Raw genomic sequence first — 11,885 nt, 5'->3', positions numbered from 1 at the left:
ATTGTAATTATTATCAAATGCAAGATGGCAAAGCTTTACGAAATTTACAGTTGCACCGCCCGACTCGGGCTGCCACTTCACGCCGGAGGTAAATTTTGTAAATAAGATTTATTAACATTTACGACTGCCTATTATCGCACCCCGTCTGGACAACCGCCCAACGCCGCTCATGGAAAGAAGCGGCGACGGTTCCACATTTCAACGGGAGTATCGTCGTGGTTTTTCGTGCATCACTCAGCCGCCTTTCAATCGCCATCCTGGCTGCCTCCATGTCTCCTGCCCTGCTGGCCGACACCACCGTCAGCAGCGCCGACACGGCGAAAGCCACCGATGACCGGGCCATTACCCTGGACAACACCATGGTCACCGCCGAGAAGGAGCTGAAACAGGCACCGGGCGTGTCGATCATCACCGCCGACGATATCCAGAAGGCGCCGCCGGTCAACGACCTGTCGGACATCATCCGCAAAATGCCGGGCGTCAACCTCACCGGCAACAGCGCCAGCGGCGTGCGTGGCAACAACCGCCAGATCGACATTCGCGGCATGGGCCCGGAAAACACCCTGATCCTGATCGACGGCCTGCCGGTGGAGTCGCGCAACTCGGTGCGCTACGGCCGCACCGGCGACCGCGACACCCGCGGCGACACCAACTGGGTGCCGGCGGACGAAGTGCAGCGCATCGAAGTGGTCCGTGGCCCTGCCGCAGCGCGCTATGGCAACGGCGCGGCCGGCGGCGTGGTGAACATCATCACCAAGCAGCCCACCCAGGAAACCCACGGCAACTTCAGCGTGTACACCGACATGCCCAAGGACAAGGACGAAGGCGCCACCAAGCGCGCCACCTTCGGCCTCAGCGGGCCGCTGACCGACAACCTGACCTACCGGGTATACGGCAACCTGAGCAAGACCGACCGCGACAGCACCGACATCAACGAAGGCCACGAAGCGGCGGGCGAATCCGCCGCCTCCGGTGCCGAAGGTGTGCGCAACAAGGACATCAACGGCCGGCTGACCTGGAAACTGGACGAGCGCCAGAGCATCGACTTCGACGCCAGCTACAGCCGCCAGGGCAACATCTACGACGGCGACAACCAGTACAACCAGAGCCTGACCAGCAAGAAGGCCGCCAGCGCCGCGCCGTGGGTGGGCCGCGAAACCAACGTCATGTACCGCAACAACTTCGCCATCACCCACAACGGCGACTGGGACTTCGGTACCAGCAAGTTCTACGTGCAGTACGAGCACACCCGCAACCGCCGCCTGGACGAAGGCCTGACCGGTGGCGTGGAAGGGACCATCGACTCCACCGACTTCAGCACCAGCAACTTGCAGAACTACCTGGCCCACGGCGAGTTCAACATCCCGCTCAGCACCCGCCTGCCGCAGACCCTCACCCTGGGCGGCGAATGGAACCGCCAGGAACTGGATGACCCTGCCTCCACCAGCCAGGCGTTGTCCTCGGGCAGCTACTACAGCGGCACCACCTCGGCCGACTCCATCGCCGGGCTCGCCTCGGGCACCCGCAGCAGCAAATCGGCGGCCAACATCGGTTCGCTGTTCGCCGAAGACAACATCGAGCCATGGGCTGGCGCCACCCTGACCCCGGGCGTGCGCATGGACGACCACACCGATTTCGGCGTGAACTGGTCACCCAGCCTGAACATGACCCAGAAGCTCAATGACGAGTTCACCCTAAAGGCCGGTATCGCCCGCGCGTTCAAGGCGCCGAACCTGTACCAGCTGGACCCCAACTACCTGTTGCTCAGCTCTGGCAACGGCTGCCCGATCGGCAGCACCGGCAGTTGCTACATCCAGGGTAACGACAACCTTAAAGCCGAGACCAGCGTCAACAAGGAAATCGGCCTGGAGTTCAAGCGTGAAGGCTGGATCGCCGGCCTGACGTTTTTCCGCAACGACTACCACAACAAGGTGGTGGCCGGCACCGACATCGAGGGTTACTCCTCGGGCGGCAACATGATCCTCAAGTGGGAAAACGCCAAGAAGGCCGTGACCCAGGGCTTTGAAGCCAACCTGACGGTGCCACTGGCCGACAACCTGAGCTGGACCACCAACGGCACCTACATGCAGGAAAACAAAGACCTGGACACCGGCAACGTGCTGTCGATGATTCCCAAGTACACCGTCAATTCGATGCTGGACTGGCAGGTCAATGACAAGTTCTCGACTCAGCTGAGCATCACCAGCTTCGGCCGCCAGAAACCGCCGACCGTGGGCACCACCAAGGTTGATGCCGCAGGGGTGAGCACCGAGGAAGTGGGCGCCTACAGCCTGGTCAATATCAACGTCGGCTACCAACTGACCAAGAACGTGCGCCTGGGCGCTGGTGTGAACAATATCTTCGACAAGAAGCTGTACCGCGAAGGCAACTCCAACAGCGCCGGCGCGGCCACCTACAACCAGCATGGCCAGGCGGTGTATGCCAGCGTGTCGACCTCGTTCTGAGCCTTTACAAATGTACCAATTTGTAAAAAACAGAATGATTATCATTGCATCTTGATATGATCCAGGCCCCCTGCCACCGTCAGGGGGCTTGCCCACCTTCAACATGGAGTCTTCGATGAAACAACGCACTAGCGCGCGGTCCCCTGCCAGCCAGCTCTGCAAGCTGGCCTCGCTGATTGGCCTGATGAGCCTGGGCATGCAAGCCGCCATGGCCCAATCGGCCTTCGACACGCCGGACCCGGACTACCAGGGCCAGATCATGGCCATGCCCGCCAACGGCGGCGCCATCACCGCTGGCAGCGACGTGCAACTGATGGGCCGCGGCTTCAAGCCTGGCCAGCACATCACCTTGCTGCGCGGCACCACCGTGCTCAACGCTGACGCCTATGTGGCCGACAGCGAAGGCCAGTTCAAGGGCGCCTTGAAAGTGCCGGCCGACGCCGCCGTGGGCCAGCAGCCCATTGTGGTCAACGTCACCAACCCATCGGCCGCCGCCGTACTGCCACTGAAGGTCTCGCCCGTGGTGCCGCTGTCGGGCACCGAACGATTCAAGCAGACCAGCAGCAAACTGGTGCCCGGCTTGTACCAGTCGGCGGTCAGCGACAAGACTGGCGCTATCTTCGTGACCTCCGCCGTGGGCCGTCCACCGGTGAAGGAATCACAACTGCTCAAGCTCAACCCCAAGACCCTGGCCATCGAAGCCCAGGTCACCCCGGCCGCGGCCCCTGGCAAGGAACCCGGCGCCGTTTATGCCGTTTACGGCGTGGGCGTGGACGACCGCAATGGCACCGTGTGGGTCACCAACACTCGCCAGAGCAGCGTGGCCGTGTACCGCCAGTCCGACCTGAGCCTGGTCAAGCAGTTCGCCCCCGACACCGTGGCCCATGCCCGTGACGTGGTGATCGACACCGAACTGGACAAGGCCTTCGCCGGCGCCACGGGTGGCAACACCATCGTCATGTTCGACGCGGGCAAGCAGGCCGTGGAACGCACCATCGAGATCAAGTCGGCCCAGCGTGGCGAGCGCGCGGCGCCGTTCACCGTGGCCAGCCTGCATCTGGATGCCAAGGCCCATAAGCTGTACACCGTGAGCCTGACGACCAACGAAGCAGCCGTCATCGACGCCAAGACCGGCAACGTGGAAAAGGTATTCCCCATCGAAGGCGTGAAGACTGCCATGGGTGTGGCTTACGACGCCAAGACCAACCGTCTGTTCGTGGCGGCCCAGAACAGCGACAACCTGGCCATCGTCGACGTCGCCACCGGCAAGACCCTGCACCTGGTGCCCACCGGCGCCGGCCCGCTGAACGTCACCTTCGACCCCACCAAGCGCCTGGCCTACGTCAGCAACCGGGGTGCCGGCACCGTCACCGTGGTCGACCCGGACGGCAAGCTGGTGGCCAACCTGGACGACGGCACCTTCCCCAACCACGTGACCGTGGACGCCAAGGGCACCGTGTACGCGGTGAACAAATCCAAGGGCCCGGACGACCAGAACGGCGACCGCATCACCCGGATCACCCAGGTACGTTGATGCCCTTGGGGGGCCGACGCGCTCGGCTCCCCCCCAGTGTTTGCGCCCTCCCCTGTGGGACCGGGCGCCAGCTCGGGAAGCAGGCGCCGCGGTCTTCAGGTAGTACGCGGTGGCCGCTTCCCGAGCTTCGCCCCGTCCCACAGGGGGGGCAGCAGGCTATGACTCTGCCGCTACTGCCCTGCGGCTACCCAGCCATCTCCCCACCAGCACCACCAGCACCGCCCCTGCCACGCTGACCACCCAATGCAACCACGGCAACGGCGCCAGCGGCGGAAACAGGGCCAGGTCTTCGCTGGCCATGGCCCCGGCGATCCAGCCGATCAGCGCCGCGCCTGCCTGCACCACCACCGGGAAGCGCTCCATCACCGCCAGCACGAAGCGGCTGCCCAGCACAATGATCGGGATGCTGATCAACACGCCCGCCGCCACCAGGTACAGGTTGCCGTTACCCGCTCCGGCGACTGCCAGCACGTTGTCCAGCGACATCACCACATCGGCGACGATGATGGTCTTGATGGCTGTCCACAGCCGCGTGCCACCATCGATGTCATCGGCGTCATCCTCGCGGTTGGCCGCCAGCTTGATGCCGATCCACACCAGCAACACCGCGCCCACCAGTTTCAGGTAGGGCACGGCCAGCAGTTGCAGGGCGAAGAACAGCATCACCACCCGCACGGCAATGGCGCCGGCCATACCGCCGTAGATGGCCTTGGTCTGCAGTGCCTTGGGCAGGCGCCGGCAGGCCATGGCGATGACCACCGCGTTGTCGCCGCCCAGCAGCAGGTCGATGGCGATGATCTGCGCCAGGGCCGTCCAGAAGAACGGGTCAGTGAGCCAATCCACAGGCATACCTCAATGAACAAACAGGGGAAAAATACCGGTCAGCAGCGACACTGCCAGCAGGATCACGCAGTTGACCAGCGACCAGCGAAAGGTGAACCGCTGGTTCTCGGCATAATCGAGCTTGAGCATGCTGACCACCAGGTAGGTAGACGCCACCAGCGGGCTGAGAATGTGCACCGGCTGGCCGACCAATGAGGCCCGCGCCATTTCGATGGCGGTAATACCATGGGCGTGGGCGGTCTGGGCCAATATCGGCATGATACCGAAATAGAACACATCGTTGGACACCAGCCAGGTGACCGGGATGCTCAGCAGCGCGGTGATCACCGCCATGTAAGGGCCAAAGCCATCGGGGATCACGCGCAGCAGCCCCTGGGCAACCGAATTGGCCATGCCGGTGCCGTTCAACACGCCGGTGAACACCCCTGCGGCGAAGATCAGGCTGGCCACTGCCAGAATCGCCGGGGCATGTAATTCCAGTTGGGCCTGCTGGTCCTTGAGGCGTGGAAAATTGACTACCATGGCCAGGCACGCGGCCACCATGAACAGGTAGCTCAAAGGTAACAACTCCAGGCACAGGGCCGCGATCAGCATCACCGTCAGCGCCCAGTTGAAGCAGAAGCGCCAGCCGCTGGCACAGCGCTGGGCCTGGTGGTCGGCGAAATGGCCGTTGAGGTCGATGGCACCGCCCAGGCGCACGCGTTCGCGGCGGCCGAACAGCCAGGCGAGCACGAAGGTCCAAGCCAGGCAGGCAACCAGCGCTGGCAGCATGGGCACGAACATCTCGCCCACGTCCACATGCATGGCCGTGGCTGCCCGTGCGGTAGGCCCGCCCCAGGGCACCATGTTACCCAGCCCCGCCACTTGCAGCAGCAGGCAGCAGACCATCGGCAGCGACAGCCCCAGGCGCTTGTAGATGGGCAGGAACGCCGACAGCACGATCATGTAGATGGTGGCGCCGTCACCGTCCAGGGCGACGATGCAGGCCAGGGCCACGGTGCCGACGAAGATTTTCACCGGGTCGCCGCGCACAGCGTTGACGATGCGCGTCACCAGCGGGTCGAACATCCCGGCTTCAGTCATGGTGAGGAAATACAGCATGGCGAAAATCATCAGCACACCATTGGGTGCGACCACTTTCACGCCATCGAGGATGTATGTGCCAAGCTCGTCGTAGAAGCCGCCGATCAAGGCGAACACGGTGGGGATCAGGATCAGGGCGGTGAGCGCCGAGAGCTTCTTGCTCATCAGAAAAAAGATGAAGCAAGCCAGCATGATAAAACTCAGCATCATGAGCATGAGCGAATGTCCTGTTTCTTATAATTGTACAGGCAATGACCCTGGCGCCTGGCGCCAGGGGTTGACGCACTACATCAGACCGGCAGGCCCTTGGACCGCAGCAGCGAATCGAAACGCTCCGGGTCGGCGGTGCCGGCACGGTTGGTCTCGCGGATGCCGGCCTCACGGTCCAGGTGGGCCAGGGTCTTGGGCAGCAGCGCCGCAGCATCCTGGGCCGGGATGGCGATGACACCGTCGGCATCGCCCAGTACCAGGTCGCCCGGCAGCACGCACAGGCCGGCACAGGCGATCGGCACGTTGATCTCCCCCGGGCCGTCCTTGCTTGGCCCACGGTGGGTGTGGCCTGCGGCGAACACCGGGACGATACCTTCGGCCAACTCTTCCAGGTCGCGCACGGCGCCGTCGATGACGATACCGCCCAACTTCACCCGCAGGGCGGTGGTGCGTACCAGGCCGCCGATAACCGCCTGGCTGACGTCGCCGCCACCGTCGATGACCAGCACGTCGCCGGGCTGCACCATCATCAGCGCCTTGTGCACCATCAGGTTATCGCCAGGGCGCACGCGCACGGTAAAGGCCGGGCCGCAGAGTTTCAGCGACAGGTCACCATGGTAGGCATGCAGGCCGCGGGCGCCGATGCTGCGGCCCATGCAGTCGCCGGCCACGGCCACGGGGATGGCGCGAAAGGCTTCCACCAGGTCGGCGGGCACGCTGGCCACGCGTGGGTTGATACGGTAGCCGGCAGGCCATTGTTGAGCAGTCATGACAGTACTCCAGATCAGTGATCGAAAACCTGTGGGTTGACGCAGGCGCTGGCCGCAGGCCTTGTGCCGTTGAGAAAGCCCAGTACGTTGCGTGCCGCGCCCGCGGCCATGCCAGCGAGGGCGGCGGGGGTGGAGCCGCCCACATGAGGGGTGAGCACCACGTTGTCCAGGCGCAGCAGGGGGCTGGTGGCCGGCAGTGGCTCCACGGCCATGGTGTCGAGACCAGCGGCGTACAGCTGCCCGCTGGACAGCGCCTGCACCAGCGCGGCCTCGTCGACCACCTCGCCACGGGCTGTATTGATCAGCAGTGCGCCTTCGGGCAGCAAGGCGAGTTCTTGCGCACCGATCAGGTTGCGGGTCTGTGCGGTGAGTGGTACGTGCAGGCTGAGCACGTGGCTGCGTGCCAACAGGGCGGGCAGGTCGGCCACGCGCTCGGCCCCCTCCAACGCTGCATCGGCGGGCAGCAACGGGTCGTACACCGTCACGCTCATGCCAATGGCCTGGCAGGCCCGGGCCACGCGGCGGGCCACCTGGCCGAAGCCGACCAGGCCCAGGTTACGGCCGCTCAGTTCCAGGCCATCCTGGGCCCGGGACCAGCGGCCCTGGCGAATTTCGCGGTCCATCCAGCTGACCTTGCGGGCGGCGGCGAACATCAGGCCCAGGGTCATTTCGGTGACCGACTGGGCGTTGGCGCCTGGCGTCACGTACACGGGTATGCCGCGGGCGGTGGCGGCGGCCACGGCAATGTTGCTGACGCCCACGCCGTGCTTGGAGATGACCTTGAGGGTTGGGCAGCCGGCGATGGCGGCTTCGGTGAGGTCCAGGGTACGGGAAATAACGGCGTCCACGGGCTCGCTGGCCAGTATCCGCTGGATGTCCGCGGCGCCCTGCTCGGCGTTCACATACAACACCCGGCAGCCTTCGGCACGCAGCAGTTCCAGGCCGGCGGGGGCAAGCCGGGGCGCAGTCACAAGGATCACATAAGGCATGGGGATGTTCTCTGGCTTATTGTTGTGCGCCGCCCTGAGGGTGGCATGCCAAGAGTATCCGCCCCGTGATCCTTAATTTCTATTAGCGTATTTTCAACAAATCATTCCCGTCAGGAATGATTCAAATCCCGATCCTGGCTTTGCAGTATGGCGATGAAGCGCCGCGTGGCGGGCGACAAGTACCCTTCGGCGCGGTGCAGCACACCGAAACGCCGGGCCATGGTGGTCAACGGGTTGGGAATCTCCACCAAGCCGCTGCCGTGGCGAGGGTCGGCCAGGTTGCGCCGCGATAGAAAACTCAACAGCCCGGTTTCAACCAGCAGGTTGGGTACCGCGGCAATCGAGCTGGTGGCGATGGCCACCTGTGGCGCGGGCAGGCCGTGGCGCCTGAAGACACTTTCCAGCCACTGGCGCGTGGCCACCGAGGGCGCCGACAACAGCCAGCGATAGTCGCACAGGGCCTGCAGCGGCACTTCGCGCCCGGCCAACGGATGGCTCGCGCTGGCAACCACCACCACATCGTCGCCAGCAATGGGCTGCTCCACCAATTCCTCGTCCTGGGTGCCCAGGGGGCCGATGACGATGTCCAGCAGGCCCTTGCGCAAGGAGTCGTGCAACACGTCGTTCATGCCGATCTGCAGGTCCAGCACCACCGCCGGGGCTTCTTCCTGCAACAGTCGGCACGCCCGTGGCATCAGGTATTCGGCGATGGTGGCCGCGGCGCCGACGCGGATGGTGCCGGCCAGGCCCTTGCCCAGGGACGAGGTCTGGCGATGGGTTTCATCGAGCATGCGCTCGATCAGCAAGGAGCGGTCGCACAGCAATTGCCCGGCATCGGTCAGGCGAATACCACGGCCGACGCGCTCGAACAGCTGCGCGTCGTAAGCGCTTTCGAGGCGGTCGATGCATTTGGAGAGGGCCGACTGTGAAATATGCAGGGCCTCGGAAGCACGGCCCAGGTGGCCGAGTTCGGCGACCTTGATGAAGTACACCAGGTCGCGGATCTGCAGGTTGATGCTCATGGGCGCTGTGCTCCGTTGCGGCGCTTGTTGCTGAATGCGCGAGGATACCCCAAGCGCTTGAACCCGCTACCCTGTAATGCTCGTGCAAGAGGAGCTGCCATGTGACCGACCTTTCATTTTCAGGTGCCAAGATCGCGCTGCTGTGCGAGGGTCAGATACTCATCTATTTGCGCGATGACAAGCCGAGCATTCCGTGGCCAGGCCAATGGGACCTGCCCGGCGGCGGCCGCGAAGGTAAGGAAACGCCGCTCGAATGCGCGGCGCGGGAGACCCTGGAGGAGTTCAGCCTGGTGCTCGACCCCGACTGGATAGAATGGGAACGGGTGTACCCGGGCCAAGGTGCAGGTGGGCTGGACACCTGGTTCTTCGTGGCGCACGTGCCCGCCGGGACGTTCGAGCAGGTGGTGTTTGGTGATGAAGGACAGTACTGGGCAGTAGAGAGCGTCGAGGCATTTCTGGAACGCGACGATGCCATAGCGCGGTTGCAGGCGCGGTTGCGCGAATACCTGAACGACCGCACTGCCCGCCTGTAGACCGGGCGCCAGCTCGGGAACCAGACGCCGCAGTGCATCAGGTACTGCGCGGTGCGGCCTTCCCGAGCTTCGCCCGGTCCCACAGGAGTGACGCTGAACCTGCGGCGGGGAACCAGACGGCTCGGTGTGGCCTGTGCGGGGCGCTAGGCCCGCGGGTGCGCCGGGCGGGGCAAGCCGAGGTGGTCGCGCAAGGTATGCCCTTCGTAACGCTCGCGGAACAACCCGGCCTTGCGCAGGATAGGCAGGACACCTTCGGTGAACAAGGTCAGGCCTTCGGGGAAATGCGACGGCATGAGGTTGAAGCCATCGGCCGCTTCCCCTTGGAACCAGGCCACCATTTCGTCGGCCACTTGCCGGGGCGTGCCGATGATGATCTTGTGGCCGCGCGCGCCCGCCGTCAGCTTGCAGAGCTGGCGCAAGGTCAGGCCGTCGCGGTGGCTGAGGTCGAGCAACAGTTGCGCGCGGCTCTTCATGTTCTGCGGCAGCGGCAGGTCAGGCAATGGCTGGTCCAGGTCCAGGCCGCTGAGGTCATGGCCAAGGCGTTCGGCCACCAGCAGCAGCGCCGCGTCCATGTCCACCCATTGCTGCAACCGCTCGAAACGCGCCTGGGCCTCGGCCTGGGTCGCACCGATGATGGGCATGATGCCCGGCATCACCAGGCAGTGGCGCGGGTCGCGGCCGTGGGCGGTCACCTGCTGCTTGAGCTCGCGGTAGAACTGCTGCGCCCCGGCCAGGTCCTGCTGGGCGGTGAACACCACTTCGGCAACCCGCGCCGCCAGGTTCATGCCCGGCCCCGAAGAACCGGCCTGGATCAGTACCGGGTGACCCTGCGGGCTGCGGGTCAGGTTCAGCGGCCCGGCGATGTTGAAATAGTCACCCTGGTGATCCAGGCGGTGCATACGCCGTGGGTCCAGGTAAACGCCACTGTCGGCATCGCGCACGTAGGCGTCATCCTCGAAGCTGTCCCACAGGCCGCGCACCACGTCCACGAACTCTTCGGCCACCGCATAACGCTGGCTGTGGTCAGGGTGGCTGGCACGGCTGAAGTTTTCGGCGCTGTCGTAGCCGGTGGTCACCACGTTCCAGGCAGCGCGCCCATTGGACAAGTGGTCCAGGCTGCCGAACTGGCGCGCCAGGGTATACGGCTCGCCATAGGTGGTGGACGCGGTGGCGGCCAGGCCAATGCGCTCGGTGATGGATGCCAGTGCGCCCAACAACGTCAACGGCTCCAGCCGCACGATCATCGAGGGGTGCTCCTGCGGGCCGGTCACCAGCTTGTCACCGAAAAACACCATGTCCAGGCAGGCACGTTCGGCTTGCTCGGTCAGTTGACGGATCAACGCGAAATTCTCGCTGCCGCTTTGCGCGCCTGGGTAGCGCCAGCCGCTGAAATGGTGGCCAGCAGCCTGGACGAACAGGCCCAGGCGCATCTGGTCGAGGGTTTGGCTCATGAAGGAACTCGCTGTCAATTAAAGTGAACCGCCCGGTCGCGCAGGATGCAGGCGGCTATTACATGTCCGCTTTGATACCGTCCGGTGAATCGCGCACAATGGCTTGCGCTGCACCGCCACCCGCCCTGTCACCAAGGAACCACCATGGACGTCAACCACATCGCTGCCCTCCTCGTCGCGCGACTCGACAGCGCACAGGCGGACATCCGTCAGCAGTGGAACCACCCCGAAGGCACACACACCCGCCACTTCGTGGTCGACCAACTGCTGAGCGACGACTTGGCCCAGGCCATCTACGACGCCTACCCGCGCAATGCCGACGGCTTCTTCGATCGTCAATCATTTCGCGAGAAAAAGAAAACCCTGACTGACCTCGCGGACTACCCAGAGATCCTCAGCAACATCACCTACGCCATGCAGCACCCGGATGTGGTGGCGAAGGTCGCCGAGCTGATCGGCCTGAACCACATCGTCCCGGACCCGACCCTGTACGCCGGCGGCCTGTCGATGATGTTCCACAGTGACTTCCTCAACCCGCACATCGACAACAGCCATGATGGCACGCGCAACCTGTACCGTCGCCTGAACCTGCTGTACTACGTCTCCCCGGATTGGGTGCTGGAAAACGGTGGTAACTTCGAACTGTGGGATCCGGCGGTCAAGCAACAGAAAACCATCGTCTCGCAGTTCAACCGCCTGGTGGTGATGGAAACCAACAAGGACTCCTGGCACTCGGTGAGCCCGGTACGTGCCGACACGCCCCGCTGCTGCGTGTCCAACTACTACTTCTCGGCGCAGTCGCCGGACGAAAAGGACTACTTCCACGTCACCTCGTTCAGCGGCCGCCCGGAAGAGCCGGGCCGCCGCCTGCTGGGGATAGTGGACAATGGCTTGCGCAACGTGGTGTCCAAGGTGCTGCGCAGCGGGCGTGGCCGCAAGTTGGTGAACAAGCGGCCGCGTTGAGGAAAACGAATTCCCCTGCAAC

General features: G+C 64.2%; 10 protein-coding genes. 4 read left to right on the top strand and 6 right to left on the bottom strand.

Annotation, left to right across the window (positions count from 1 at the left end; translation table 11 throughout):
* Positions 1-269: 269 nt before the first annotated feature.
* Both QBK88_RS04680 and QBK88_RS04675 read left to right on the top strand, forming a co-directional pair.
* Complete coding sequence (locus tag QBK88_RS04680) at positions 270-2,465, top strand: TonB-dependent siderophore receptor (protein WP_277961106.1); 2,196 nt, start codon at positions 270-272, stop codon at positions 2,463-2,465.
* Between the two features lie 115 nt (positions 2,466-2,580).
* On the top strand, positions 2,581-3,999 hold the full coding sequence (locus QBK88_RS04675; RefSeq protein ID WP_277961105.1) for an ATP-binding protein: 1,419 nt from the start codon (positions 2,581-2,583) through the stop codon (positions 3,997-3,999).
* A gap of 156 nt (positions 4,000-4,155) precedes the next feature.
* Here the strand turns inward: QBK88_RS04675 and QBK88_RS04670 are convergent, their stop codons facing one another.
* The 5 genes from QBK88_RS04670 to QBK88_RS04650 form a co-directional block, all read right to left on the bottom strand.
* A complete protein-coding gene (locus QBK88_RS04670; protein WP_277961104.1) occupies positions 4,156-4,848 on the bottom strand; it encodes a TerC family protein in 693 nt (230 codons plus the stop codon).
* Positions 4,849-4,851: 3 nt separating this feature from the next.
* Complete coding sequence (locus tag QBK88_RS04665; protein WP_277961103.1) at positions 4,852-6,141, bottom strand: citrate:proton symporter; 1,290 nt, start codon at positions 6,139-6,141, stop codon at positions 4,852-4,854.
* Positions 6,142-6,215: 74 nt separating this feature from the next.
* Positions 6,216-6,905: an RraA family protein gene (locus QBK88_RS04660; protein ID WP_277961102.1), complete on the bottom strand. Its 690-nt coding sequence runs from the start codon at positions 6,903-6,905 to the stop codon at positions 6,216-6,218.
* Positions 6,906-6,919: 14 nt separating this feature from the next.
* Positions 6,920-7,894: a hydroxyacid dehydrogenase gene (locus QBK88_RS04655; RefSeq protein ID WP_277961101.1), complete on the bottom strand. Its 975-nt coding sequence runs from the start codon at positions 7,892-7,894 to the stop codon at positions 6,920-6,922.
* Between the two features lie 110 nt (positions 7,895-8,004).
* On the bottom strand, positions 8,005-8,916 hold the full coding sequence (locus tag QBK88_RS04650) for a LysR family transcriptional regulator (protein ID WP_277961100.1): 912 nt from the start codon (positions 8,914-8,916) through the stop codon (positions 8,005-8,007).
* Between the two features lie 101 nt (positions 8,917-9,017).
* On the opposite strand from QBK88_RS04650, the gene QBK88_RS04645 reads away from it, so the two are divergent.
* Positions 9,018-9,449 (top strand): NUDIX hydrolase, encoded by a 432-nt coding sequence (locus QBK88_RS04645; protein ID WP_277961099.1) that lies wholly within the window; start codon positions 9,018-9,020, stop codon positions 9,447-9,449.
* 143 nt (positions 9,450-9,592) lie between these two features.
* On the opposite strand, the gene QBK88_RS04640 is transcribed toward QBK88_RS04645, so the two are convergent.
* Complete coding sequence (locus QBK88_RS04640; RefSeq protein ID WP_277961098.1) at positions 9,593-10,900, bottom strand: LLM class flavin-dependent oxidoreductase; 1,308 nt, start codon at positions 10,898-10,900, stop codon at positions 9,593-9,595.
* 144 nt (positions 10,901-11,044) lie between these two features.
* Between QBK88_RS04640 and QBK88_RS04635 the strand changes: the two genes are divergently transcribed.
* Positions 11,045-11,863 (top strand): 2OG-Fe(II) oxygenase, encoded by an 819-nt coding sequence (locus QBK88_RS04635; RefSeq protein ID WP_268143932.1) that lies wholly within the window; start codon positions 11,045-11,047, stop codon positions 11,861-11,863.
* Positions 11,864-11,885: the final 22 nt, after the last annotated feature.

The organism is Pseudomonas sp. RIT-To-2, from assembly GCF_029623465.1.
Classification (GTDB): Bacteria; Pseudomonadota; Gammaproteobacteria; order Pseudomonadales; family Pseudomonadaceae; genus Aquipseudomonas; species Aquipseudomonas silvicola.
The sequence above is the reverse complement of the archived record's forward strand: the minus strand, read 5'-3'. Positions and strand labels throughout refer to the sequence as shown.